Source organism: Paenibacillus sp. T2-29, from assembly GCF_052921365.1.
In genome coordinates, this window is record NZ_JBREVE010000002.1 from 436,896 (window position 1) to 462,232 (window position 25,337).

Sequence of the window (25,337 nt, forward strand, 5' to 3'; positions counted from 1 at the left end):
TGCTATTCACCGCCTGCTTGCGTTTAGGCTATTCAAAATAAATATTACTATACGCTTCAATACCTGCCGGAGAAGGTACAAAACCCTTAAGATTGGCTTTGCCTGCCATCAACGGTGTGCTGTGAACCAAGGGAATCCAAGGTGCATCCTGTTTAATAATGACTTGTGCTTGTTTATACAATTCCGCACGCTTATCTTGATCAACCTCAACCTGCGCCTTCACCAGTATTTTGTGAAGTTCCTCATTCACATAAAAACTGCGGTTATTGCCTGGGATCGTATCCTTGTCCAGCAATGTGTAAAGGAAATTATCCGGGTCGCCATTGTCCCCATTCCATCCCAACATGTACAGATCATCCTTCTCTCCAGCTTTAAGATCATCCAGATACGTAGCCCATTCTGGAGATTGGATGTTGACTTTGACTCCTATTTTTTCAAAATCAGCTTGAATGGCCTCTGCTACCTTTTTGCCGTCAGGCATGTATGGACGAGATACAGGCATTGCATAGAAGGTTAACGGCTCTGGAAGTCCGTTAGGGAAACCCGCTTCCGCTAGCAAAGATTTAGCCTTATTCAGATCATAAGTGTAGTCCTCAATGCTTTCGTCGTATCCCCATAACGTAGGTGGCATCGGATTGATCGCAGGCTTGGCCTCCCCCGCAAACAATGCATCAATAATGGCCTGTTTGTTCACTGCGTGATTCAGCGCCTGCCGCACCTTGGGATTATTAAATGTCTTTTTCTTCAAATTAAATCCAATGTATGCCACATTAAAGGAGGGACGTTCGATTTTTACCAACTCGCTGTTACCTTCCAACTGCTTCGCATCATCTGGATTCAAATCTTCCATCAGGTCAATTTCCCCGTTTTGCAGAGCATTAAATCGCGCAGTGTTGTCTGGGATAGAACGAACAATCACCTTAGCCAGCTTTGGCTGTCCTTCTTTCCAATAAGTTGGATTCTTTTCTAATGTGATCGTATCGTTTCGTTTCCATTCCTTAAATACAAACGGCCCTGTGCCGACCGGATTACTCTTAAAATCAGCCTTTTTCTCCTTAATAGCCTTGGGACTTGCAATACTAAAGGATGGCATAGCGATATTTTGTAAAAAAGGAGCCTGCGGCTTGTTCAGTGTAAACTGAACGGTATTCGCATCCACCGCTTTAACCTCCTTAATCACTCTACTTCCATCGGGCCCGAACATAGAATCATAATAGTCAAACGAGTCACCCTCAAATTTGTATGGACTTTTCGGATCAACCCAGCGGTCAAAGTTAAACACAACCGCTTCTGCGTTAAAGTCACTTCCGTCATGGAATTTTACGCCCTGACGCAGCTTGAACGTATAGACAAGTCCGTCCGGTGATACTTCCCAGCTCTCTGCGAGCCCCGGCTGAATCTCCGTGGTACTTTCCTTGTATTCCAGTAGTGTATCAAACACCTGCATTCCGATTTTTAACGACTCACTTTCAGTCACAATGGCAGGATCTAGCGCCACGGAATCCCCGCCACGCCCATAAATCAACGTGTCCTGCGCGCCTTCTCCCGCTCCACCTGAAGGTTGTCCTGCTTCTGGTTTTGCTCCTTCACCTGATCCCCCACAACCGGAAAGCACCAAAACAGTTCCTAGCGCAAGTACCAGCAATACGGTCCAGATTTTGTGTTTTACGTACTTTTTGCTCATGCAGCGAACCCCTTTCACACCTTATATATTGTTAATTCGTTGATACCGGATAAATACCAATTCTTTGGATTGGCATGACAAGCTTGTCCTCAAGCTGTAGCCCCAAGTTCCGAGTTCATCAAATAGGTGTAGTAGTAGGGAAGGTATGAAGGTTCTGGACAGGCTTTTATTGAAGAATACAGGCACAGACAGCATTCATAATCTAGTGGTGTTAGAGGTGCAGTAGGGTAATGGAATAGATGTAATGTCATAAAAGGGAAGAGGATTGTGTTAGGTCATGGAGAATGTGTGATAAATACTCACAGATAGTGAATATTAGTTTCATACAAAGTTGATTATTGGATACTTTACTATAAAATCTGGAAGCAGACAAGGGGGTCTTTCATACATTACCATATGTTTTTATACATCATGTTAATTAATGTTACAAATCAACTCACACGTTCATATCAAATAAAAGCTCCTGCTTGTGGTCCTCAACCTCCAAGCAGGAGCATGTTCTTACCTCAAAAATGTATTCAGCACCAAACCTACAGATACGGCTTGAGCACTTTTTACGATGGAAAAATGATCGCCAGGCACTTTATGGGTATACATTTCCCCTTTACAATACAATTCCCATCCTTTATATCCTAATTCCCAGGTATGTTCTGAAATAAACAAACATACAGGGGCTGTTACAGCTCGATCTGGCTGGTAAACATGCTGCAGTGACAGCGTCTCAGAATTTCCAAAAGCTCAACGCGTTCTTCTTGCTCTTCCAATTGGCAGGTCATTTCAAAAGCAATCGTCCTCATTCCGAATATGTATGTCCAAGCTATAATTCAAATCATTGATTTTACGGTTCGTCAGCAGAATGTTCATTTCACACCTTCGGACTTTGAAACTGCTCAGATTAGTCAGGAGGATATTGAGTTGCTTTTCGAATAAAGGTACATTTTGCATTTACCCTTTTTCGGGATTCAGCATATTTGGAGGTCATGAAGAACATCACTTAGCCATAAGGGCAGGCGGCCGCATTTAACCGCCTGTTTATTTAGGCTTCGAACGTAGCTGTTTTACTCACTTTATTTAAAAGTGGGATGGGCAGTGATGAGGTCCTTCGAAGATTACTTGGTTGTTTTAAACGCACCCAGACGGTTCAGCACGACCAGTAAGCGATAAAAATCATAACTGCTTGGCAGCTTCGCATCCACAATCGGACTTGCCGGATTAACTGTAACGGCGGCAGCCATCGCTTCCTTGGCCCAGGCCGGTACAGGCATAGCCTGACGCTCCTCAAGTTCAGCTACTCGCTGATCCACCTTTTTAATATAAGCACTCTGTTCATTTAATATTTGCTTGAGCACATCTCTGCTATTTTCAAGGGCAGCGACCTGCTGCTGCAGGGCCTTAAATGCCGCTTTTTCCTCTGCTGTCATTGGCTCTTCCCCCTCTTCTCCTGCAAATGCTTGGCGTAGCTCAGCCTCTGTTCCGGCATATACATTCAGATCAACAGGCCCTTGAATGCCAGCAACCCGTCCACTGTCGCTGTATTGCCAGAAGTCCCAGCGCCTCCATGCCGTTGTATCACTGGGTACCCGTGTACTATAACGTGCAATCCACAGCTTATAACTACCCAGTAGGGCTTTAAAATGGGCAGCAAAAGCATTGCCCGTATATACCATCGGCTTGCGGCCGCTTACTCGTTCAAATTCTGTCAAAAATGCCAGCGCAACCTCATGAATCGCGGCCGAATTAAGCTTTCCCGGATTATTTTCATAATCCATCACCGCTGGCAAGTCCAGCGCTTTCGCACCACCCACCTGATCCAGCACCTCGGCGAAATGTCTGGCTTCCGCTTTGGCTGCGTTTACACTGGTCGCATCTACAAAATGATAAGCTCCCAGCAGAAGCCCGGCAGCCCTGATCCCTTTTGCATTTGTGATAAATGTCGGATCAACGTAACGCTGTCCTTGACTTGCTTTAATAAATGCAAACGATTTACCATCGGCTCGCACACGTTTCCAATCAATTGTTCCCTGATATCGGGATACGTCAATGCCTTCGGCAGCATTAGGGCTACGATTTTGCATAAGGCGCTCCCTCCTTGTCATTCATAATGTTGTAGCACTCTGTCTCTGTTGTATATGCTTGGACCATGGAAACGGTCTGGGCTTTTCCACTTTTACGCCGAAAAAAGGCGAAAAGGTAGTCTTCCTTTTTTGTAATGGCGATGGTCAGCACTTTATGAGGCTTTATTTTCTTTGTCGGAGGGGTCGGTTGGCTTTATCTTTTTCCCACTCGATTTGGACTCAAAAATGGCTACCGCATTCCGCAAAATATCCGGCATCGGCACTCCCATTCTGCCCACATTTTCTATAATGGACAACAGCTCGTTCGCCAAATAAAAGAAAACGACGGCATCCCGGAAGTAATGTGCATCCCCGAGAATACCGTCGATTAGATGGGCTACCGTAATGAGCAAGAACACGGTAACCTTGCGAAAAATACCGTAATACCCTTGGCGGCTTTTCAGCTCCCCATTAATCCAGGCCGCTGCCCATCCGGTGAAAAAGTCGATCACGACCATCCACCACAGCAACGTCAACATTGTAGTCCACCCCCCGAAAAAATAACCGATCAAGGTCCCCGTGGAAAACCCCAGCCAAATCTGATCGATCTTTTCATGCATGTTTGTTCCCCCTTTTGAACCTAAGTGTAAAGTGAATGCCCTTGGTTGATCCAAGGGCATAAAAACAATGAATTTTATTTTGTTCTCTATACTGTTTTCTTACGGAAAATAGAGTTATACCATTTAACCGTTTCTTCCTGTTCATTCGGAGCATCGGTTGATAACGAGTTATCTACATTGCCCCCTACTAGATCAGAACGCTTGGATAAAATAATCTTCATTACTTGTTCACGCTCTTCTTCATTTAAAGCGTAGCTTCCCATGATCGTTGCTATATCGCCTTCTCCGCGCTCATAGCGAGTGATGCAAGCATGAGCACAAATACGTATTTGAGCCTCTGTTAAAGCTACCATGGTTATGACTTCACCTCTTTTTTATAAAGATTGTTGTTACATATAATCGTCAGTACACGTTATTTTCCAGTGTTACTAAGCATGAGCTGGGTCAACGTCACTTCGAGATCTGCAATCCGCTGCTTCAGTTGATCTGTCTCGCTTGGCTGTTGCTCTAATGTTTGTGTCAGTTCCTTAATTGCTTCATCACTCAACCCTTCACTCCAGAACGTCGTCAGGTCTTTTCGTTCTGGAGTATTAAAAATGGGTGCAGAATATACAGGTTCATCCCCGCGTTCGTTTTCCGGCTTATTTCGCCATTCATCATGCAGCTTCTGAAATAAAGCTTGGGATTCGTTGTTCAACTGTTCAAAGGCTTTTTGTGCTTCTTTCAGCTTTTGATTATATTCCGCTTCATAGGTCAGCCAACCTTGGATGTCAAAACGAGGATGGTATAAACCAGGTGGCACTGGAATCCCTACTGTATAACCAGCAGGGATGCTTTCTGAATTGGTTGCATCTATGGTACCAGTGCTACTGTCAGCAAGCCGATGGGTGTCTAGTTGCTGGTTTATATCAGATAGCGTAGGCGAAGATGGAGTATAAAAAGGAAGGATACCTAAAAAGGCATCGTCCACCAGCTCGTCCTCGAGATAGAGGCCGTTTGTATTTACTTTAGGTACTGCTTTCATGTGTTAGACCTCCTTATTGTTCAGCAAGGAATGGTGGCACACTGTCCAAGCTAACCCATCCCGTATTAGTTATCGTAATGCCAGCTATAGCAAGTATCGCAACGGTGCCATTAGGTAGAATATTGACGCGTCCTAAAACATCATGTCCGCTGTCCGTATTCGCTGCCACTCCTACCACAAGCGTACGTGAAGGTCTATAACCCACAGGTAACTGGAACACATTCGTAGTCATCGCTCCTGGTTTAGCTACTCCTTTTATGTGGACATACCCTGCTGAGTCTTTCAAGTACGATATCTGGCTTAATGCCCCATCGTGGTTAGTCCACCCATTTAGCAGTGTGGGCGTAATCCAAACAGGATTATCTTTGTCAGCCTTCTTGTTCTCAAGCACACTCACACGCGCCGTGTTTTGTTGTACGCTGTCTACCAAGTCCGCAAGCAGCGTTTTTTCATTAGCTGTATAAGAGCCTGCGAATGATACGATTGGCGAGGTTTCAAGCGTCAAGTATGTTGTGCTGTAGGATGCTGATGGATCGAACCTAGCGGTTGATATATAAGCCTGGGTAAGCCCATATAGGTTTTTGACATCATCGGTGTGACTAACTGTTCCCCAACTATCTTTCTTACCGTTTTTATAAACGGCAATAATTTTATTGGTCTTCTCCTGAAGTTTACTAACACCGTTTAAAGAACCATTAATCCAATATTGGTTACTGGAAATTGCAGGTTTAGATTCCTCCCTAACAATCAGCCCCGTACCTACTTCAACCTGATTATCTCCCTCAACAAATGATAGTTGCCCCTCGGATACAATAGGCTCTACGGTAGGCGATGCAAGCTGATATACAAGTTGGTATGGTGTGTACCCTGTATAAGACTGTTGCGGTACGGATTGGGTAAAGTTAGGAGCGCCCACGCGTTGCACCCAATATTTAGTACCTGTACCTGACCACGTTGCCGTGGTGGAGGCTTGAGCGTTGGCTGGCGTTATGGTGTTAGCATCATATGCCTTGTATCCATAGAAATAGGCTTTAATGTCATCCTGTGTTGGCGTGTAACCGTCAGCCCACCCACTATCCGCGACAGGGACAGAAACGTAAATAGACCCATCAATGGATGTTTCTGTTGCATCAGCCCCCAACGTAGACCATTGCCCTCCCGTCTTAGCTGTATTTAATATTTTCCCATCATACTTAACGGATTTATCAGAATAGCTAATCCACGCCGGAAACTGATTCGGGGCAGTATAGACAACTTTGAAACCTGGAAATGATTGCCCAGGTGAACTAGCGTTCCAGTTAACAGCGCCATCTAATGTAACCCTGTGCCACTTCTTATACTTGAAGTATTGACCGTCATGCTGAAATACTGTATCCGCATTGATTCCCGTAACTGGATCGGCGTACAGATCCGTTTGGAGCGCCAACATTACATCTTCTCGCGGTTTAAACGGTTGGGCTATGTTTCCAATGTTGAACATGAAGTTCTTACCCGTAAACGTCCCGGCTACACCTGACCTGTTTGTCAATGAGATGTCTACAAAAGTGTTATTCCCTGAATTGAAACTAACTGAACTCGCTGTAACACCGTTAATAATAACTGCCTGCTGGTTTACCCCATATATCCCTAAAAGTCCATCATGCGTAGCGGACAAAGTATACTGCGTATTGGGGACTACTTTTACCGACGCTGCCGCCCTCCATTGTGGTTCGGTGGTAGTCGTTATAGAAAATTCATACTCTCCTTTAATTACGACTCGGGCATCGGTCAGACCTCCGTTATTAACCCACTCGCGGACGGATGGAAGTAAGTTCTCACCATACCGAATCGTATAGGGATTACGCACAGGCATTACACTATCAACATATGGATACTTTGCCGCTGCCTGTACTGGCGTAAGGCTTGCGGCTACTGCATAATCTGCATCGCTGATCTCGTATATGCGCACACAATCCATATTAAACGTATTACCAGTCGCACCCGTGCCTGTGATGGTCAAGATGTGAAAATACTCCTTCGCCGTGAACCGTACAACAGACGGCGCAAAAACAGAACCAGAAGTCACCTCATTACCCACCGCACCAGCAATACCATTTATTGATATCGCCACCTTGCTGGTATTACCACTTTTTACGTCTGCTATTGCGATATATTTTCGTCCAGGTGTGGTCAAAAAACTTGCAGACGCGGTTGCCGGCACACTACCCAGCGTAATTTTAAACGAGCTACTACCGTTGGTCTTGTTATTATTATCAATTGCAATAGCTATGTTTGAGGACCAATCGCTTACGGTCTCGCAGCTTCCCATCCGCCCTAACATATTCACCAACGTACGTCCGCTCAGCCCCGTCAATGAAAACGGCGCAGCCTTTTCCGTACGAATAATCTGTGCTCCGGGTTCCAAAGTGACCGCCTTACGTTCCGTCGTATCCAGGCGCTTCTTAATCTCATTTACACCGCCATTCACCTCACCTGCAAATTCATCTACAGACCGCCAGTTTTGATCCAGATACTTTTCCAAATCAAAATACGTGGTTTTGGGTGATGTGCGGTCAATTTGATTTAAACCAAGATTCGGTGTTTTTTCGCTTGCCATGTTATGCGCCACCTCCTAAATATCTATCCTGTGTTGTATGTTCATTTTCATAGAGAGTCATAGACTCCACTTCGGCAATGGTCAGATAACGTAATTTATACTCCACTGCCATGTGAGCGGGCTTGATCTCCTCAATGGCTGCTTTCAGGTCCTCCACGTTGGGAGGAATCCCAATGGTATCTATAAATTTGACCGTAAATCCCCATTCGGCAGGATGAAAAGTAACCTCTACCGTGCCTCCGTCATACGCTTCAGCTACATTTTTAACAAGCCGGCCGGAAAAAGTTCCTGCCCCTCGCAGCTTCGATTCCACCACGGCACGCCGTTGATCCAATGGCTTCGCCAGGTCGGTTTCGATCCCCAGCTCCATTTCCCAGCGTTCCAACCCCCAGGTGGCAGTACGTACGAAAAACTGTCCCACCGTTGCGTCCATTGCCAGATACAAAGCGTCCAATTCGCTTCCTTTAGCATCCATATCAGAACGCATCACACGTGAGGTTTCATAATAGGCTGGCAAATAGGAAAGCAGCTCGCGTCCCCGCTCGCTGCTCATTTGACCCATTGCATCTTCCGCTTTCGTTACTCGATTAACAAAAGTGTCACTACGGTTTGCACGTTTTCCCTCGTCTGAGTTATTCAAAATCTCTTCAAAACTGTTCATTCCGCTGTTACTCACTGACGCTCACCGTCCCCAGCACGGCTACCTGACCTGATCCAATCTCAATATTCTGATTGCTCAGTCCATTAATTTTCAGTTCAGAGAAATCAATAATAATTGGAATGTCCAGCAGCACAGCGGAAATCCGGGTGTACCGTACCAACGGATCTGCCTTGTAAAAAGCAAGCTGCTTCAAATACGTCCGCACACCGTTTTCAATCAGTTTTTTGATTTCATCCAGTGTGGACGGCTTCTCTTTGGTGCGCTGTACCTTGACCGAAATGTTTATTTCCACTTCAGCCGCTGGCATAACCGTCACCACGGGGCCCGCTGGTGCTAGCCCTTCGCCTTGCCCATCCTGGGTCGGATCAATATACTTCTGCACTGCAGCCACGATATCCGGGCTGGCTGCTCGTTTATCCGTATCCAGCACATATAACCCCACTGTTCCTGGCCCTTTCCACAGCGGAACAACCTCCACGCCACCAACGCCAGCTATCTCATTCGCCCACTGGGTATACTGTGCCTTGTTACCGCTTGTGCCCTGATTCCGCACCTTGGCATAAAAACGCTCCAGCAACAGTTGGTCGCTCTCAACGTCTGTGCCGCTTTTGGTTTCCTCCGTATTGATCACAGAGGAAACCCCGCTAATCGGAGTAGCCATCACCTGGATGACGCCTGCTGGAACATTGCCGCGGCGTCCGGGATTAACCGCCCGAATGACTGCTTCTCCTGTACCCTGTTCATCCAGCGTGACCGATGCCGTGGTCGCATACTCAATGGAGGCTTCCCCGGATACATCATCTGCCGGAGTCGCCACCAACGTTCCCGCTGGGACAGTTGTTCCCGCTGTGCCTGTGAACCTGACCTTACCTGAAGCAGCAACGGCTTCCCGCCGTGTCACTCCATGTTCTGCTGTCCGCAAATCCAGCTCCGGCGAGCGAAAATCTGGGTTATCGCTGGCTGCTGTGCTGGCAAACCCCCGACGCAGCAGCTCCTGCGCCCAGATTGCGGCTTCAGAGAGCATAAATGCCACCGGCGCCTGCGCATCCCAAATAAAAGAGCCCTCAGACTTATCGATGTCCGAGGGCACTTTTTCCAGCATCCGATTTAAAATTTCTTCTTCCGTCTGGTCTACCAAATATTCCGGCAAGTCTGCCATTAGATCACCACACTTTCCACAATTTCCGTTTCATCCCGCACGTTCGTAATCTGGCAGCTAAAATAGCATGCCTCGCCTTCCCAGCGAAACGTGAATTGATCCACACTAGCCGTACGTGCATCTGCTAGCAACGCCTCTGTGACCATGCGTTTAATTTCACTTTCCTGCACAGCGTGCCCATAGCTGCTGCCAATCAGCTCCTCCAGCTCACTTCCATAGTCAGGTGAATAGATCACATGACGGTAGCGAGGAGTGCGAATCGCTTTTTCACACCACTGTACCCAGGCTTCTTTCTCGCCTGTAGTCACGATTTTACGGCTAGGGCTCATAACAAACTCGCCGGCTTCAAAATCAAACCTCCAGCTTCGCCCAAATACCGCACGATTATCCTCCAGCACATCTGGATCGGTCACATCTGTGTCTGTCCAAATCATATCGTCTGTTTCTGGAAACAAATTAGCCACGTCCATTCACCACCTTGCACACGACCACCACATCGTTGCCACTATTCACCCGCACCGCCAGTACACGATCCCCAGGCTTAAGTCCTTTGTTCAGACTCAGATTTACATCCTCCAGCTCATCTTCCCCGATATAAAAGGAAGTTTTCAGCTCTTTGCCTTCCCAATTTTCTGATTCCACCGAGGTTGAGGTACCTTTGTACATATGGCGTGGTACAGATAGCAGTCCCGGCAGCTCGGCGACTAGATAATCCTGAAGCTCATGTTTAAAATCGTCCAACTTGAGTCCTGTGGAGGTGATGGTACCTAATACTGCACCTACTCCACTCAACGCTTGCTTGGTATGTTTATGAAATGAAGATTGCAGCGCAGTGGCTAAATGCCCGTAGGGGTCTTTATTCAAGGTAAAACCTCCTTTTTACATCGTCATACGTTCCGAGCTCCAGCGACATACTGCCAGGGTTGCCCAATTCCCTGCTTACTGAAATTACTAGCAGCTTCATGGTCCCTAATATTACCGCGTCTCCTGCTCGAATCGTGTTCATATCTGGCGCATTTACCGATATCGTTTGTTGTATGCCTCTCAGCTTACTTTTGGCCAACTCACGTGCCGCCGCACCCGATTTCACCTCATCATCCTGTACGATCACCTGAAGTGTTCCATATTTGGCAATGTCCTTTTCCTCAAGTGCCATCACCTTGGAAGGAACCTCTTTCCCTGTTTCACTGGCCGCCGTAGCCAACACCTTTACTCTCGTGGCTGCGCCTTCCAACGTTCGGGATTGTGTCGTATCGGTCACTCTCTCCAAGACGTACACATCTTTGTTCGTGCCCAGTTCGTAAAGCTCTAAGCCGGAAGAAATCATACGTGGATGATACAGCTTGCCTCCCGCTTTTGCCGTTTCCCGCAGATCTCCGAGCATCATGGAGTAAATGGACTGTGTTCGGTATACAGCGCGTCCGAGCGTCTTTTTCGTATCTGGCAATGAAGCGATTTTTAGTTTCCAGTCCCTCGCATACTTCTGAAAACGCTGAGTAGCCGTCTGCTTGGCAGGGAGTAAATATTCATCCTCGGACTTGTCCAAATATACCGTACGGTCATATAGCGTGAGCGTCATACGCTTGAGTCCGTTGTTCGAAGTTTCTACTTCCCAAATAACGGCTGGAGACAGCAACGGGACATAATCCTTTTTACCATAAGGAATCCCACTTACCCGAATCGACATCCCTGGAGAGATGGGCGGCATATCCGGCGTAACCACCAAATTGACCGTGCCCTGATAGGCGATTTGCTCCAGCGAATCCCTCAAATTAATGTTCTCCACAAGCGACGACAGATCATATTTATCCTGTAAAATGACTTTATAGCTCATGATAGCACCAGCTTTTGCCCCGGTTTAATAGAATTTGGATTTTGTCCAATGACCTTTTTGTTAAGCTGATAAATACGACTCCATTGCGAGCTGTCCCCCAACTCCAGCTTGGCAATTTTGGACAAGGAATCTCCCGATTTAACCGTGTAAGTCTTCTTTTTTTCTTTCATATCCGTGCGAGGCTTTTTGTTCACTGTAGCAGACTTCGCCCCACTGCCGGCTTTTTTGGCCACTTTCATTTCACTCCAGGTTCGCAGTGACAAATCAAAATTCACATCCCCATATTCCCCGCCCCGAAAGGTTGAATTATGAGAAGCGATAATTACAGGTACATTCACAGCTGTCTCCGTAATGATAAAGCGTAGCGGGCTCTTGGATAACAAAAATCCATTCAACGTGTTCATGGCTTCCTGCGGATCAGGGATGTCTTCGTATGTGCAATATGCTGGATTGTATTCTTTCGGAAAAAAAGAAGAGAAGGAGATTTCCTTCACCTTCTCCCCTTGCGGAAAGTCAAACTCCCCGTAGGACAAAATTGTCGTTGTATCAAATCCTTTTTGCCGTGAAATTGTTACTTCCTCAGGATTTACTGGAAACTGAAACTTTTTTCCCTTACCATCCGTCAAACTAAATTCCATCTTTCTCCTCCTTCCCTATTGCTACCATCTACTGCATTACATAGCTCCAGCGCCCGTTGGCTTGGTGTTCTGCGTTGCACGCAAAATTTCAGCTTTAAGACGGTAGCCAATTTGCGTAATAAGCCCATCCACATCCAGCTTGTTCTCATGCACAGTGACCTGTACAGCCCCCGCAGGAAGATTAAATTGGTTAGTAGTTTCGGTTTTAAAATCCTTCAAAAAGCCAGACAATGTTCCCATTTGTTCAGGACTGATCTGTACTACTTGAGGAGTGGGATTACCGTTGGCCTTACCTTTAGCTTTGGCTCCATTGTTCGCATGCGCCGCAGTGTTCAATAATGGACTTGGGTTTACACCCTGGTTAGCGATAGCCATCGGTCCATAAGGATTAGGGACGCCTTTGGCACCCAGTTGTGGAGGTCCATACATTACTTGAGAGCCGGGTGGTAACCCCGGAAAAGGTGGCATAGGTGTTAACGGTTTGGTAGCCACAGCTACAGCAGGTTGAGGCGGTACGGCAGGTTTAGGAGCTTCAGGTGGCTTAGCTGGCTCTTTCTTAGGTTCATCTTTTTTACCGAAAGAAAAGAAATCAGAAAAGCTTTTACCAAAGGCTTCGCTCTTCTCAGAAAGCCAACCGGTTACTTTGGATGCCTTCTCCTTAATTTCAGAACCATGGTCTGATATCCAGCCGCCCACTTTTCCCCCTAAAAAGTCACCCGCTAAACCGCCTACATATGAGCCAACGGCAGTACCGACACCCGGAAGCAAGAATGTTCCTATAGCTCCGCCTACCGTACTCCCAACCGCTCCACCTACGGTGGAACCAATCGCTTGTGCACGTTCCTTGCCCGGAGCTGCTGTAGCTATGCTTGCTGCATCTGCCAGAACCCCAAGAGGCCCACTAATGAACTTTTTGCTTACACCAAGACCTTTACTCACTTTTTCAACTAATCCGCTATCACTTACCATATCCAGAACAGAAGAAGCATCTATATCTGTTCCACCAGCTAGCAAGTCGCCTGCAAAGCTAAGAACGCCACGCGACTTGGAAGAGCGGCGACCATGAGGACTTCTCGGATTATTTCTTGGACTTGGGACTCTTCGGTTAGGATTAATTCGTGGATTGGATTCTGCAGAACCTGCGCTTCGTCGTCCGTTCCTGTTTCCTGGTGTTGAGCTCCGATCTCCAGTATTAATCCTTGCAATCTCTCCGGCTCTTGAATTAAAATCTCCTTGACCACCTGAGGATCGACGACCACCGCCTCTATTTCCGGACCTTCTGCCCCCTGAACGTTTGTTCCTTCTTCCCGGGCTATTTCCGCCGCCACCGCCAAACCCGCCAGTAGATTTATCAGAGGTAACTTGAATTAATTTCTTTATTAATTCTTTAATCTCCGAAAGGTCCGTGTTACCTGTCGCACCTTGCGTGTTACCTTCTGCAGCTTCTTCTTTTTTTGAAGAAAAGAGAGTTTTTAGTGCACCTTTTGCTCCACCTTCTTTCCAGGCGTCTTTTGTTGCCGTCCACTTTTCTTTTGTTGCTGTCCACTTCTCTTTTCCTTTTGAAATTGTATCTGGAATTTTCAGGATGGTTTGAGCACTTAAATCCTCACCTGTCACCCCTTTGTATACTTCCTGTACAACCTTGGCTGGTTCATTATACTTTTGCAGCGCCTCAGCCCAATCAGGAAGCTTTTTCTCCTCTGCTTTAGGCTTGTCTTCTTTAAAGAAAGCATTAAGTTTAACTGCTTTTGTGTTATCTTCTAGCGCCTTTTTAAGATCAGCAATGCCGTCAATGGAAACACTACTGCTGCTCTTCACCTTTAAATCTACATTCCCCGAGGCGTTTATAATCTGGGATTTGACCCGATTAATCTTGTTCAACAGATTATCCAAGCCTTTGGAGGCCATATCGTTCAGTACAATCTCAGGAGCCATGCGGGTACGTCCGATTTTCAAAGCACGGCCTTGAATTCGCTCAAAATAGCGTTCCATTGCACGCAATTCTCTGTTCGCCTTAATGACGTTTTTGGGATCGATCACAAGGTTCATGCGGTAATTTAATGCTTCTGCCATTTATTATGTTCACCTCCTTGTTTATGCTTTAGAAGCTGCTATGCTATCCATTTCCTGTTCGGCAAACGCCAGCAGCAGCATGCGCTCACCGCGGGGAAGCCGCCAAAAGTCTCCGGGACGGAGGTGGTGCCGGACCCACAAGTGGTACAGCATCGTCGTCATTCCCCCGGAGCCGATTAGTTTTTTAGATCAGCAATCTCAACTCCAAAACCGGACAGTTCCAATACCTTATCCCCTACTGCGTCCAGTTCACCCGCCAGCAGCATACGGCGGACAGACTGTTCGCCACCGGACAGCTTCAAGCGGCTTGTAATCCGGGGATCTCCCCAACCGTTAAGAGACAGGCCCTTCACTTCCAACTTTCCGGTAGCTTCCGAAATCAACAAGGCGTTGAACGTCTCGGTATCTACCTTTTCATCCACAGCACCCTTCACGGTACGACGAATCGTGCAACGTTCACGAATGCTGTCCACCTTACTGGAAGTCAGTCCATGCAGCACAATTTTCATATCCAGGCGCTTGATACGAACGGTTTCCTCGGGCAGTTTTTCAGCGGCTTCAAACAGACTGTCCAAAATTTGTTCTTCTGTCATATTCTCATTCAAGCTCATAAGTCATTCTCCCTTATTGTTAATTTCAGAATTTCGCAAATTCTTATTTGTATTTGGGGAACGGGACACCTGATAGTATCCCATTCCCCGTTAACCAATTTAGTTTGCTACAATCGGATCCAGCAGTTCATAGCCTTCGAAAGTGAAGGTCGTTTCTTCCTGTACTTCCTCGCCTGCTGTCCAGTTGGCCAACTGGATTTTGTCAGCAGTGCAACGGATGAGACGAATACTTTCATGTCCAAAGGCTTCTGGATCATCCAGTTTGGTAATAATCTCAAAACGATTAAAGCCACGACGAATCATGTCGGACGTAACCTTGTAGCCACTCATCGTTCCCGTTCCCTTTTTGATACCGCGCTTATGCACCTTCCACTCATTGCCGACGAGATTCAATTCGCGTTTTTCCATTTCCACGCTGGCTTCCAGCTTATTGATGTTCGTCTGCCACACCCCATCCACATGCGCCTGACCAAACGTACCTAAAATAACTCTTGAAGCATCCAACATTTCTTTTTCCTCCTCAAAATAATTCATAATATAGTTCGGGATTTCACAAAATCCTCGTTGTTAAAAAGCTACTTTATTTCTGCTGATTACATGCGAAATGCTTATACACGTAAAATGCTTATTTATTGCACGTAAAATGTGCCGAACAGCTGCTCCATCACGTCGGTGAGCTTCACGTTCCATTGCAGGAACACTTGATCCGGCTCCGGTTTGATGACTGGCGCATCACCGTAGTAGGCTGGGTCGAGAATGACATCGTAGCCATCTGCCTCGATCACGTTGCTCAGCGACAGCTGTGCCAGGTATTCTTTGATCGCACCGATGAGTGCCAGACGGCCTTCCACCGTGTTGTTGATTTTGCCAATGTAAGTCTCTTCGGCTGCACGCTGCAAGTCAGCGTTAATGGCATCCATAACACGGATGGAACGGATTTTCTTCCATGCGTTGTTTTGTCCGGCAGACGGGTTCACCAAGCTGTTGATTCCACGCAGCGCTTTGACCTGACGGCCGTCGAAGAACAGGAGGAACACCCCGTTACGGACAGCCTGTTCCTGCTCGGAACGTGTCCAGCGGCGGGTTACATCCTCAAAAGGTGTAACCGCGTACGTTGCGGATTGGTTCAAACGTTGGCCTGCAATCAGCCCGGCTACATAGGCAGCCGTTTGGGCGGAGCTGTAGTCCGTACCTGCCAGGCGTACACCTGTACCCACATTCACGATGCCTTCATGGTTCAGCGCCAGGGAACGTGCAGAGGCCAAGCTGACAGCTGTTTTGGACACATCGTCTGCCGCAGAACCGCCGAATACAGCGATGACGCCTTTGCCTTCGCTCCGCACACGTTTGATCCAGGCAGCAAAGCTTTGCAGCAATGCCAGATCGGCTGCATAATCGAGGGCCAGCACATTAAACTCCTGTCCTTCAAGTGCTTCCTGCATGGCGATGTAATCGGCATTAACCAGCTTGCTATTGCCGCTATTGCCGCCTGTCAGATGCACGCCGCTAACATCCGCTGGAATGCCACCTTCGCCGACAACCTCGGCCTTCACCCATACGTTTTCGCTATTTTCGTTCAGCGCTTTGGCAATCGAAGCAGCCGTACCGTCACTGCCTTTGTACGTACCCAGCAGCTTGGTTCCTTCATAAAGGCGCACCTCACGAGCTTGCTCGTCACCCAAAGTCGGCTGTACCGTTACGGCAAAACCATTACCGCGGCTTCCTGTGTACAAAGCCTTCAAACGCAGCACGTCGGTCGGGGTCTCGCCACCGCTTTTCAGCGTTACAGACGCTTCAGCAGCCGTGTCATCTGCCAACCGGTAAGCGAGCAGTTTTTTCGGACCTCCCAGCAAAGCCAGATACAATGTGGAATATGCTGTCGCACCGTTCTCACTGTCGCCGGAGAAGATTTGGCTAATAGCCGTTTCACTGCCAACCTCTACAAACTCACGTACAGGGCCCCAATTTGTCTTGACGGGTACAACGACCGTACCACGTGATCCACCTTGAATCGCTGAAGCTGCTGCTGCCTGAAAATTCATATACAAACCCGGCAATACCGGTTTATTCGTGTTTTCCCATGTTCCGCCTGCCATAATTAATCCACCTTCACTTTCATAAATTGTTCGATTTTAGTGTGTGCTTCTACTACTGTAAACAGCTTGTCCTGTGTGCCAAAAAAGGCGCCTGCCAGCACTTCTTCTTTTACAGAAAACAATGATTCTGCGTGCTCGTTTAGTTCCTCCAGCGTGTAGCGTGGGTCACTTGCTTCCTGCCCTGCATTTAGCAGGCTCTTCTCATGGTTTTCCAAGGTCACTCGGACCACCTCATTTCAAAATAGGATGAATTTCCACTCTGCGAATCAATGCCGCTTCCTCAGCCGGACGCATACGCCGCTGTACCAGCGTTAGCCGAAGCTGACCGTCTAAAATGGCATCTGCCTGCAAATCGGCTGATACTTCAGCCGTAGACATATAACGGCCCTTGTCCTGTTCCAGAGGAAGCTGGATTTGAGCGGCAAAGCCTTCGACCAGCGCGGAAGCTGCGCGATTCTCTTCGGTTGTATCCGGGGCGGTGATATGCCCGATGAACCGTTTGCGGAGCTCATACATGGAGGCTCCCGCCATCCGGGTTTCGCAGCCGCTCAGCCGCCATAATACCGCGTAACTTCCCGGCTGTGGAGGCCATACGTCGGCGTATACCGACCACGATTCGCCCAGTTGCTTCTGCGTCCAGCGGACCAGCGCTGCCAGCCATTCTTCTGGCTGTGCTGCACCAGGTGCTGGAGTAGGCGAACCGCCTTCCGTTTCAGGCACATACACGCCAAAACGCAGCGTTCTATAGGCCTTGCCCGTAACCGTGTCCAGCTTTTCTGCATCCCGCACGCCCAAATAGTGTGCGGTAAAAGCCGACGTGTCCTCACCTTTGCCTGTCACCGATGCCCGGTGCAGTCCGGCAATCAGGGCATTCGCCCATACATCGGCCTGCGCCAGCCCCGCTTGTCCTGCGTACAGCTTGATGCGGACAACCTGCCGGTAACCGGCCCAGGAAGACTTCCAGATTTCCTCGCCTAGCGCCATAACAGCATACGGTTCCTCTGCCGTCTGCGACGGTGGCTGAACATCGTATACACGCCCTTGCAATGCTGGAATAATGTCAATGAGCTTTTGCTTAAAGGCTTGTCTCATCCTGTGGCATGCCACCCTTGCGTATCCTGCGCTCGCATGTTGTGACTGTTTAGCCAGGCTTTTTTCCACTTCCATGTTCTCATCCGGCGCAGCCTTGTACTCATGCATTGCAGCATCCCTTGCTTAGGCAACACGACTCCTCCTTTCTATCAATGGATTCCCGGGAAGTGACAGAGACGATCACCGCATGAAAAAACCGGCCCTATTGGCCGGCTAACGTTTGACTGTGTGTGTCTTCGGTATGTCCTCTTGTCTTGATTCCCGATGATATAATCTTACACCCTTATAACGAATGCGTTGCCGGAGAAATGGACGATAAAAGTAGAAACTAGGGATGAAGTTAGGCGGCATTTTGCGAACGTTCGTTCTTATGTTTAAAAATGCGTTTAATCTGATTGTTGATGCTGTACACAAAAAAATAACCGCCTTTTAAAAAGGCGGTTATTATATCGTTCAATTCAATGAATTATAAATATTTACAGTGTACCTAGTAATGGCTTCATCGTATTCTGGATACTCATATTTCAAACTGCTTGCCACAGCCTTAGCGTATGTTCTAAACAATGAATAACAAGTAAGTAAAGACTGCCACATTTCTTGATAGCCGTTCTCTGAGTAAGTCGATAGTAGGCTTTTCCAATCTTCATTAGGAAGATACTGATTTATAAATTTATAGTTTTTTCCTACACTAAAGGTGTACCCTTGCTCTGATCCAATCTTCCAAGCCATCATTCGCAACAAATTAGGTCGTGCAATCTCGTTCAAATGGTCAATAGCAAACAGGATTTCTTTTCTCGCCAATCCTTTTACGATATAAGTTGAAACCATCCAAAATTCATTACAGCAATCATCAAATTCCCCTGCAGTGGGCTTTTTAATCCAATATTGATGATCGTTTGCGATCACTTCCTCTTGGATCAGCACATCCTTGTCGAGCAGAACCTCAACTAAACCATCGCTATTCGTAAAATAATCCTCTACCTCGTTTATAGGGATCAGTGTCAGATCTAATTTGTTTCCATCCCAAAAGAATGATATATGAAAACCAGTTACCTAGTTCTGATGGAAAAAGCTCCATATCTTCGGGTTTTTGCATCATAAGCCTATCCCCAAACACGTTCAGCCATTGATCACTTTCCTTGAAAGAATTCATATTTGTTACAAAGTAAGAAATATCATAATCTTGAAATGAATCAGGAGGAACATTGAAGTTTGTACGTGATCCTTCCATCGTGACCAATCGTATTCTTTTATCGTTCATAGCAAACTTTACAAGCATATTCATCATTTCTGGTTCACTTCTCAATACATCCGTCCTCCGTTCCCATTCTAATTGAGACCTATGCTTCTTATTCACCTTTATGGTTCATACTCCTTGCTGTCTAAGTTAATAGAGCCACAGACTGTGACCCCTATGCATTTACCGAACCCAGTCTTCGATCCGCGCCCTTCTGCAAGCTTGCCAAATTCAAAACGCCTTGGTCTGCCAGCGCTAGCGCCATTTTATAAAAAGCACGCGTGCGAAGCTTCGTATACGTATCCTTGCTGACTGGTGGGTCCAACACATAATTATAAACCTTGTAATCGAACACATCGTCATCTTTTAAATAACGTTCACGGATGAGTAGCTGTTCACGTTCATTCAAGCGGCTCACTACAGCATCCACCATTTGGCAATAGGCCAAGCGGGCTGCAGGAGCATCTACATTATATACAGCAGTCCGGGCCGTTGGATCGCTTGTCACATTCGTGGGTCCGTTCGGGCGGTCCGTATAGCCAGCAGTAATAAAGCTTTCCCGATCCATAAAGGTTATTGTTTTATAAATCCGGTATTTCTCAAATACACCCTCCAATGCATTCTGCGTTTTGCGACGGTCTAATTCGGGTAAGTTATTTCTCATGAAAAGCAACACTCCTTATATTATGCCTTTTGACAATGATGTATTTTTAAATAAAAAACGCACTTGTTTACATTTTGTTCCCCTTTTGTTCGTATCTTGAGTATAACATAACATTATTTAGGATAGGTATCCATCGTGAAAAAAAGCAATATAGCCCCAAAAACAGGATATTCGCTCTACTTTTCTATGCCTTTTGGCATATTACGTGCTTTTACTATTTACCTAATGGTATAATAGAGCTGAATCTATGATTCTATTGCAGAAAGGAGCTCCATTGTGGAACAGCCAGCATTCGGAACCTACCTAAAACAGCAGCGTGAGCACAAGCAATTGAGCATCAACCAATTGGCAGATGCCGCAGGTATTAGTAATTCACAAATTTCCCGCATCGAAAATGGACTGCGCGGAGTTCCCAAACCCTCCACCCTCCGTAAAATAGCGGACGCGCTCAGCGTATCCTATACCGAAATGATGAAGGCCGCCGGATATTGGGCAGATGATGATTCTATAGAGCAAAATCCGCATGAGCTTTATCGTTCTACTGTACCAGAATGGGCAAACTCCAAAGACCGCCGGGATTTTAAAAAAATGCTGGAGGAAGACGACGAATTAATGTTTGATGGCATTCCGCTCGATGAAAAAGACCGTCAACGGATCAAGGACGTACTGACAGGCCTATTCTGGGAAGCCAAGCAAATGAACAAACATAAAAAGCCCGCAGATCCCGGGGCGAGCAAAGATCAGGGATAGCAGGTGAACGCATGAACGAACTCATTCACAAACTTGTCCGAAAATACCGTACCAATTGTCCCTTCGATATTGCGAAAGCCCTAGGCATCCATATCCGATATTGCGATCTGGGTTCCACAACCAAAGGGTTGTATTACCACAAGCTGCGCAGAAGATTTATCGTCATTCACAACGGCCTTACACCAGAATGGGAACGGTTCGTCTGTGCGCATGAATTGGGACATGACCGACTGCATAAAGGCATTAGCCGCTTTTTTATGGAGGAACATTCCTACTTTTCTCCAGGAAAATTCGAACAACAGGCTAATCGCTTTGCCGTGCTGTTGCTGAGTGCAGGGAATCCACCGTTGGCTGACGAAACATTGGATCACTATTTACCCCGGATCGGGCTGCCCAAAGAGACTGCCCTTTTTTTTAATCATAAAACAGAACAATAGTTCCTATTCTATGAGTTGATTGTCTATTACTTCCTCTATAATATAGGTAACTAGATGGTGGATTTAACAACCGATATCTCAAAAAAAATGTAGTGCTTTGATATAAAATAAGAGTTATTTTTACAATCATCTGATAAAATGTGGACGTAAGCGGTTTCTCTAATTCATTCATTTTATGGGAGGTTGAAGGAACAACATGAACTCATGGAAAAAACTCTCGTCGATCTTGACGACCGCCGCGCTTCTACTTGGTTGTCTCGGCACAGCAGCAGCGGACCCAGTTGCTAATGCGGGAACAGCGGGAACAGCAGGAACGGGAACAACACCGTCTCCAGTCAGCGGTAAACACATCACCATCCTACATACGAATGATACCCATGCCCACGTGGTCGCCAACGACAAGGAAATGGGCTTCGCCAAGCTGGCGGGCATTATCGATCAATATCGCGCCGCCAATCCCAATACATTACTGCTGGATAATGGGGATACCGTTCATGGAACGACCTTCGCTACTTTAGTCAATGGTGAAAGTATCGTAAAAGTAATTAATAAGCTGCGCTATGATGCAATGGTTCCGGGTAACCATGAGTTTAATTACGGCTGGAAGCATCTGGTTGAGCTGAGTAAAGAGATTCAGTTCCCTGTACTGAGCGCCAACATTAAGCAAACGGACGGAACACGTTTGTTCCAACCGTATACTATTAAAGAAGTGGATGGCGTTAAAATCGGTATTATCGGCCTAACTACGCCTGAAACGGCATATAAAACCAATCCTAAAAATGTGGAAGGCATTCAATTCACCGACCCTGCGGCTGAAGCCAAAGCGGCCGTAGACGAAATCCGCAGCAAAGTGGATGTCGTTGTTGCTCTGGGTCACCTGGGACAAGATGCGTCCAGTAAAGACACCAGCCTCAAGGTCGTGAAGGAAGTGCCTGGCATTGATATTTTCATCGACGGACACAGCCATACCGTGTTGGAAAAAGGCTTGATCGGTGACAATGGCACGTTGATCGCTAGTGCAGGTGAATACACCAAGTATCTGGGTGTAGTGGATCTATGGGTAGACGGCGGTAAGGTTGTCCAAAAGCAAGCGAAGCTGATCGATTCGACTCAAGCTGCTGACGTTCAGCCCAACGCTGAAATTGCTGCATTAATCGCCTCCATTCAAAAGGAACAAGAACCTATTCTTAAAGAGGTTGTAGCACAAACAAGTGTAGATCTGGAAGGAGCGCGTGAAAAAGTACGTGCGGGTGAAACCAATCTCGGCGACCTGCTCACCGATGCTATGCGTGACGTTTCAGGAGCAGACGTGGCTTTAACAAACGGTGGCGGCATCCGGGCTTCCATCAAAGCAGGCACGGTTACCAAGGGAGACATCATCACCGTACTGCCTTTCGGCAACCAAATCGTTACCCTAAAAGTGAAAGGCTCTGACCTTCAGGCCGCACTGGAAAATGGGGCAGCCTCCTACCCGGAACCGAGCGGGGGCTTCCCACAAGTATCCGGCATCTCGTTCAAAATAGACACCTCAGCAGCCAAAGGCAGCCGTGTTCACTCCATCCTGATTGGTGGAAAGGCCCTTGATCCTGATTCAACATACACACTGGCTACCAATGATTTTACTGCTGTAGGCGGTGACCAATATACGATGTTCGCTAAATACCCACAGGCAGGTATGTTCGGATCGCTGGATGAAGCGTTAATCCGCTATATGCAAAAAGTGAGCTCTGCTAGCCTGCAAGTACAAGCGGCCGGCCGTATTCAAGAAGCCAAGGCAGACGGAAAAGCTTCTGTCCCTGCCACACAAGCTGTGCCGTCTGCTCCGACCACGACGCCAGCACCTCTGCAGGAGATACCGCAATCCGATTCCATAGCGGCTGCGAAACCAGCACCTGCAAAGTCTCAAACTAGCAAACCACAGCAGGCATCGACCACTGCACAAGCTGCAAATAGCCATGTGTATGTTGTGAAATCTGGGGATACACTGTATGACATTTCCCGCAAACACGGCACTACCTGGCAACAGCTTCAGCAGTTGAATAAGTTGAAGAATCCTCACCGCATTTATCCGGGGCAAAAGTTAGACCTCCCGGCCTAATTCAATAGCTAGCAACAGCAGCGTTCGGAATCCAGGTGTTTTCGGATGCTGCTATATGTTAGGAGTTTTTAGATATGCGATAGTCCAAGCCCATTTGGACATCGCATATTTTTTTTGAAAGCAAGCCTTTTAACCGCTGACAAGTTGTGAACCGAGAGGTATGATGGAGAAGAGTTATTCGGGCAGAGAACATTTGTCCCGGTATCCATCGGGATCAGTTATGTGTGTGGAAGGAGTCCTTTAAAATGCAATACATTATTTATGATCTTGAATTTACCGTTAGCCGTAACGCCAGATATTCCTCCGAAATCATTGATATCGGTGCCGTCAAAGTTATTCATGGAGAAGATGGTCTATTCGTGGCGGATACGTTTCACAGTTTTGTGAGACCATCAAATCGGCCTGTAATCTCTACAGATACTGTTCAATTTACGGGTATTACTCAACGAGACATTGATGCCGCTCCACTCTTTCCTGAAGCTGTGAAGCAATTTATTGCCTGGCTAGGCACGGATTCGACCTATTATTTATGCGCATGGGGCCCGGATGACCGTCAGAAGCTGGTATCCCATTGTCGTACTCATCATGTAGATCTCGGTTGGATTCATAATACAAATGATATACAGAAGCAAATTTCCCGTCTGTTTAGTTCCAATGGAAAGTATCGTCAGTTGAGCCTGTCTCAGGCGTTGGAATTGTGCAACATTGAGTTTGACGGTCAACAGCATCGAGCACTGGATGATGCCGTGAATACTGCTCAGGTTTTCATGCACCATTTTGATCGTCTTACATTAGTTCATAATGCTGCCGATGATGAAGAAAGTCGCGGCTCAAAGCTCGTCTACTCTTCGCCAGAAGAAGAACAGGAGCAGTACAGTCCCTTCGGCAATCTCGCCAACCTGTTTAAGGACCGTTAAGCAGATAGCTCCCCGGCCCGTCCCGGGGGATCTTCCCCCCTGTTATTCTTGATTTCCAGCCTTCTTATCGAAGTAAAACGCCCCCCAGGTTCGCAGCATTTCTTGCATACGTTTGCGGTACCGTAAAGGTTCCAGAATCTCGGCTTCAGCTCCATAGGATGTGAGCCAATCCAGAAATTCACGGTCATGATTGACCGTCACCTCAAACAACAAACTTCCATCCGGCAAATCCTTGAGAAGAGGCTTGATGAACAGTTCCTCTTCTTTGACCCGATATACAGAATCGGCAGAAAAACGTACCACAAACCGAATATTTTGATTTCCTTTGGTCACCGACCAGGTGCCTTTAAAAAACATTTCCATTTCAGATGTATTTTTTTGAAACGTATACGGCAAAATCCTCATATTCCGAAAGCGGCTGATCCGAAAGGTTCTCATGGCGGATTGCTTATGACAAAAACCAAGCATATAGAACCGCCGGTCTTGAGGAACCAAACAATAAGGATCTACTTGCACCAATGACACATCTTCATTTTGAGGCGAGCTGTATTCCGCTTCAATTGTCTGCTGCGTAAGACTCGCCAAAACAATCAGCCTGAGCAGATAGGGCTGGTTTTCCCGATCAAGTGTCGAGCCGAGCCGGATGATATTTTTCATTTCCTGCGCGAAGCTCGTCTGGTCCATCTTTTTTTTCTGACTAGAGGCCATCACTTTCTCATAAGCACTTTCAAAAGCTGGCGGTAAAAGAGGCTTTATCGTTTCCATCATCTCTCCCAGCTTGGTAAAAGCCTCTGCCTCTTCTTCTGTCCAATTCAGAGGATACAAAGCAAAATTGCTAATAAAAATGTATCCCTTGCCATGCCCCATATTCGCGATCGGAATATGCATAGCGCTTAGCGCCTCCATATCTCGGTATATGGTACGTTCTGATGTTTCACAACGTTCGGCAAGCTCTCTTGCCAATATCCCCGGATTTGCCTGAACAATAGTAATAATCCGCATTAAACGTATCAACCGATCAGTCAAGGAAGTCTCTCCTTTACAAAAAGATAGTAAATTAGACTCACTAATTTGCTCAAATAAACTAGCATA

General features: G+C 46.8%; 25 protein-coding genes and 1 pseudogene. 4 read left to right on the forward strand and 22 right to left on the reverse strand.

Annotated features, from left to right (window positions below; translation table 11 throughout):
* Positions 1-28: 28 nt before the first annotated feature.
* From ACU1JV_RS07755 to ACU1JV_RS07855, 21 genes and pseudogenes are all read right to left on the reverse strand, one after another.
* Positions 29-1,684 carry an ABC transporter substrate-binding protein gene (locus ACU1JV_RS07755; protein ID WP_413985709.1) on the reverse strand — a complete coding sequence of 552 codons (1,656 nt, stop codon included), beginning with the start codon at positions 1,682-1,684 and terminating at the stop codon, positions 29-31.
* Between the two features lie 1,109 nt (positions 1,685-2,793).
* Positions 2,794-3,759, reverse strand: a complete 966-nt coding sequence (locus ACU1JV_RS07760) for a glycoside hydrolase family 25 protein (RefSeq protein WP_413985708.1) — start codon at positions 3,757-3,759, stop codon at positions 2,794-2,796.
* A 152-nt stretch (positions 3,760-3,911) separates the two neighbouring features.
* The gene (locus tag ACU1JV_RS07765) at positions 3,912-4,358 is read right to left on the reverse strand and encodes a phage holin family protein (protein WP_013369788.1); all 447 of its coding nucleotides are present in this window, start codon (positions 4,356-4,358) and stop codon (positions 3,912-3,914) included.
* Between the two features lie 86 nt (positions 4,359-4,444).
* On the reverse strand, positions 4,445-4,711 hold the full coding sequence (locus tag ACU1JV_RS07770) for a hypothetical protein (RefSeq protein ID WP_165080410.1): 267 nt from the start codon (positions 4,709-4,711) through the stop codon (positions 4,445-4,447).
* A gap of 59 nt (positions 4,712-4,770) precedes the next feature.
* Positions 4,771-5,382, reverse strand: coding sequence for a hypothetical protein (locus tag ACU1JV_RS07775; protein ID WP_413985707.1), 612 nt, complete (start codon positions 5,380-5,382; stop codon positions 4,771-4,773).
* Between the two features lie 13 nt (positions 5,383-5,395).
* Positions 5,396-7,978 carry a hypothetical protein gene (locus tag ACU1JV_RS07780; protein ID WP_058829100.1) on the reverse strand — a complete coding sequence of 861 codons (2,583 nt, stop codon included), beginning with the start codon at positions 7,976-7,978 and terminating at the stop codon, positions 5,396-5,398.
* A gap of 1 nt (position 7,979) precedes the next feature.
* Positions 7,980-8,654, reverse strand: a complete 675-nt coding sequence (locus ACU1JV_RS07785; protein WP_058829099.1) for a YmfQ family protein — start codon at positions 8,652-8,654, stop codon at positions 7,980-7,982.
* Positions 8,647-9,798 carry a baseplate J/gp47 family protein gene (locus ACU1JV_RS07790; RefSeq protein ID WP_058829098.1) on the reverse strand — a complete coding sequence of 384 codons (1,152 nt, stop codon included), beginning with the start codon at positions 9,796-9,798 and terminating at the stop codon, positions 8,647-8,649. The genes ACU1JV_RS07785 and ACU1JV_RS07790 overlap by 8 nt, the downstream gene beginning before the upstream one ends.
* On the reverse strand, positions 9,798-10,268 hold the full coding sequence (locus tag ACU1JV_RS07795; protein ID WP_013369782.1) for a DUF2634 domain-containing protein: 471 nt from the start codon (positions 10,266-10,268) through the stop codon (positions 9,798-9,800). Before ACU1JV_RS07795 ends, ACU1JV_RS07790 begins: the two co-directional genes overlap by 1 nt.
* Entirely contained in the window at positions 10,255-10,662 is a 408-nt protein-coding gene (locus ACU1JV_RS07800; RefSeq protein WP_013369781.1) for a hypothetical protein, read from the reverse strand. The genes ACU1JV_RS07795 and ACU1JV_RS07800 overlap by 14 nt, the downstream gene beginning before the upstream one ends.
* Positions 10,655-11,632: an XkdQ/YqbQ family protein gene (locus ACU1JV_RS07805; RefSeq protein WP_058829097.1), complete on the reverse strand. Its 978-nt coding sequence runs from the start codon at positions 11,630-11,632 to the stop codon at positions 10,655-10,657. Before ACU1JV_RS07805 ends, ACU1JV_RS07800 begins: the two co-directional genes overlap by 8 nt.
* Positions 11,629-12,270 (reverse strand): LysM peptidoglycan-binding domain-containing protein, encoded by a 642-nt coding sequence (locus ACU1JV_RS07810; protein ID WP_413985706.1) that lies wholly within the window; start codon positions 12,268-12,270, stop codon positions 11,629-11,631. The genes ACU1JV_RS07805 and ACU1JV_RS07810 overlap by 4 nt, the downstream gene beginning before the upstream one ends.
* A 36-nt stretch (positions 12,271-12,306) precedes the next feature.
* On the reverse strand, positions 12,307-14,343 hold the full coding sequence (locus ACU1JV_RS07815) for a hypothetical protein (protein ID WP_413985705.1): 2,037 nt from the start codon (positions 14,341-14,343) through the stop codon (positions 12,307-12,309).
* A 21-nt stretch (positions 14,344-14,364) separates the two neighbouring features.
* Positions 14,365-14,496: a hypothetical protein gene (locus ACU1JV_RS07820; RefSeq protein WP_019686368.1), complete on the reverse strand. Its 132-nt coding sequence runs from the start codon at positions 14,494-14,496 to the stop codon at positions 14,365-14,367.
* Positions 14,497-14,519: 23 nt separating this feature from the next.
* A complete protein-coding gene (locus tag ACU1JV_RS07825; RefSeq protein ID WP_007429164.1) occupies positions 14,520-14,954 on the reverse strand; it encodes a phage tail assembly chaperone in 435 nt (144 codons plus the stop codon).
* 99 nt (positions 14,955-15,053) lie between these two features.
* On the reverse strand, positions 15,054-15,461 hold the full coding sequence (locus ACU1JV_RS07830; protein WP_016821317.1) for a phage tail tube protein: 408 nt from the start codon (positions 15,459-15,461) through the stop codon (positions 15,054-15,056).
* A gap of 122 nt (positions 15,462-15,583) precedes the next feature.
* The gene (locus ACU1JV_RS07835) at positions 15,584-17,050 is read right to left on the reverse strand and encodes a phage tail sheath family protein (protein WP_413985704.1); all 1,467 of its coding nucleotides are present in this window, start codon (positions 17,048-17,050) and stop codon (positions 15,584-15,586) included.
* Positions 17,051-17,052: 2 nt separating this feature from the next.
* Positions 17,053-17,271, reverse strand: a complete 219-nt coding sequence (locus ACU1JV_RS07840; RefSeq protein WP_413985703.1) for a hypothetical protein — start codon at positions 17,269-17,271, stop codon at positions 17,053-17,055.
* 10 nt (positions 17,272-17,281) lie between these two features.
* Positions 17,282-18,250: a hypothetical protein gene (locus tag ACU1JV_RS07845; RefSeq protein WP_413985702.1), complete on the reverse strand. Its 969-nt coding sequence runs from the start codon at positions 18,248-18,250 to the stop codon at positions 17,282-17,284.
* A 345-nt stretch (positions 18,251-18,595) separates the two neighbouring features.
* Positions 18,596-19,448 (reverse strand): annotated as a pseudogene (gene ant(6), locus ACU1JV_RS07850) (aminoglycoside 6-adenylyltransferase).
* A gap of 106 nt (positions 19,449-19,554) precedes the next feature.
* Positions 19,555-20,043, reverse strand: a complete 489-nt coding sequence (locus tag ACU1JV_RS07855) for an ArpU family phage packaging/lysis transcriptional regulator (protein ID WP_013369770.1) — start codon at positions 20,041-20,043, stop codon at positions 19,555-19,557.
* A gap of 276 nt (positions 20,044-20,319) precedes the next feature.
* On the opposite strand from ACU1JV_RS07855, the gene ACU1JV_RS07860 reads away from it, so the two are divergent.
* The 4 genes from ACU1JV_RS07860 to ACU1JV_RS07875 all read left to right on the forward strand — a co-directional run bounded on the left by ACU1JV_RS07860 (position 20,320) and on the right by ACU1JV_RS07875 (position 24,245).
* Complete coding sequence (locus ACU1JV_RS07860; RefSeq protein ID WP_013369769.1) at positions 20,320-20,793, forward strand: helix-turn-helix domain-containing protein; 474 nt, start codon at positions 20,320-20,322, stop codon at positions 20,791-20,793.
* A gap of 11 nt (positions 20,794-20,804) precedes the next feature.
* Positions 20,805-21,230, forward strand: coding sequence for an ImmA/IrrE family metallo-endopeptidase (locus ACU1JV_RS07865; protein WP_090736441.1), 426 nt, complete (start codon positions 20,805-20,807; stop codon positions 21,228-21,230).
* Positions 21,231-21,426: 196 nt separating this feature from the next.
* Complete coding sequence (locus ACU1JV_RS07870; protein WP_413985701.1) at positions 21,427-23,328, forward strand: 5'-nucleotidase C-terminal domain-containing protein; 1,902 nt, start codon at positions 21,427-21,429, stop codon at positions 23,326-23,328.
* A 245-nt stretch (positions 23,329-23,573) separates the two neighbouring features.
* The gene (locus ACU1JV_RS07875; RefSeq protein ID WP_013369766.1) at positions 23,574-24,245 is read left to right on the forward strand and encodes a 3'-5' exonuclease; all 672 of its coding nucleotides are present in this window, start codon (positions 23,574-23,576) and stop codon (positions 24,243-24,245) included.
* A gap of 42 nt (positions 24,246-24,287) precedes the next feature.
* On the opposite strand, the gene ACU1JV_RS07880 is transcribed toward ACU1JV_RS07875, so the two are convergent.
* Positions 24,288-25,271, reverse strand: coding sequence for a helix-turn-helix transcriptional regulator (locus ACU1JV_RS07880; RefSeq protein ID WP_013369765.1), 984 nt, complete (start codon positions 25,269-25,271; stop codon positions 24,288-24,290).
* Positions 25,272-25,337: the final 66 nt, after the last annotated feature.

Coding starts and splice junctions, on each gene's coding strand:
- ACU1JV_RS07755 (WP_413985709.1), bottom strand. CDS start 1,684: ATGAGCAAAAAGTACGTAAAACACAAAATCTGGACCGTATTGCTGGTA.
- ACU1JV_RS07760 (WP_413985708.1), bottom strand. CDS start 3,759: ATGCAAAATCGTAGCCCTAATGCTGCCGAAGGCATTGACGTATCCCGA.
- ACU1JV_RS07765 (WP_013369788.1), bottom strand. CDS start 4,358: ATGCATGAAAAGATCGATCAGATTTGGCTGGGGTTTTCCACGGGGACC.
- ACU1JV_RS07770 (WP_165080410.1), bottom strand. CDS start 4,711: ATGGTAGCTTTAACAGAGGCTCAAATACGTATTTGTGCTCATGCTTGC.
- ACU1JV_RS07775 (WP_413985707.1), bottom strand. CDS start 5,382: ATGAAAGCAGTACCTAAAGTAAATACAAACGGCCTCTATCTCGAGGAC.
- ACU1JV_RS07780 (WP_058829100.1), bottom strand. CDS start 7,978: ATGGCAAGCGAAAAAACACCGAATCTTGGTTTAAATCAAATTGACCGC.
- ACU1JV_RS07790 (WP_058829098.1), bottom strand. CDS start 9,798: ATGGCAGACTTGCCGGAATATTTGGTAGACCAGACGGAAGAAGAAATT.
- ACU1JV_RS07795 (WP_013369782.1), bottom strand. CDS start 10,268: ATGGACGTGGCTAATTTGTTTCCAGAAACAGACGATATGATTTGGACA.
- ACU1JV_RS07805 (WP_058829097.1), bottom strand. CDS start 11,632: ATGAGCTATAAAGTCATTTTACAGGATAAATATGATCTGTCGTCGCTT.
- ACU1JV_RS07810 (WP_413985706.1), bottom strand. CDS start 12,270: ATGGAATTTAGTTTGACGGATGGTAAGGGAAAAAAGTTTCAGTTTCCA.
- ACU1JV_RS07815 (WP_413985705.1), bottom strand. CDS start 14,343: ATGGCAGAAGCATTAAATTACCGCATGAACCTTGTGATCGATCCCAAA.
- ACU1JV_RS07820 (WP_019686368.1), bottom strand. CDS start 14,496: ATGCTGTACCACTTGTGGGTCCGGCACCACCTCCGTCCCGGAGACTTT.
- ACU1JV_RS07825 (WP_007429164.1), bottom strand. CDS start 14,954: ATGAGCTTGAATGAGAATATGACAGAAGAACAAATTTTGGACAGTCTG.
- ACU1JV_RS07830 (WP_016821317.1), bottom strand. CDS start 15,461: ATGTTGGATGCTTCAAGAGTTATTTTAGGTACGTTTGGTCAGGCGCAT.
- ACU1JV_RS07835 (WP_413985704.1), bottom strand. CDS start 17,050: ATGGCAGGCGGAACATGGGAAAACACGAATAAACCGGTATTGCCGGGT.
- ACU1JV_RS07845 (WP_413985702.1), bottom strand. CDS start 18,250: ATGCATGAGTACAAGGCTGCGCCGGATGAGAACATGGAAGTGGAAAAA.
- ACU1JV_RS07855 (WP_013369770.1), bottom strand. CDS start 20,043: ATGAGAAATAACTTACCCGAATTAGACCGTCGCAAAACGCAGAATGCA.
- ACU1JV_RS07865 (WP_090736441.1), top strand. CDS start 20,805: ATGAACGAACTCATTCACAAACTTGTCCGAAAATACCGTACCAATTGT.
- ACU1JV_RS07870 (WP_413985701.1), top strand. CDS start 21,427: ATGAACTCATGGAAAAAACTCTCGTCGATCTTGACGACCGCCGCGCTT.
- ACU1JV_RS07875 (WP_013369766.1), top strand. CDS start 23,574: ATGCAATACATTATTTATGATCTTGAATTTACCGTTAGCCGTAACGCC.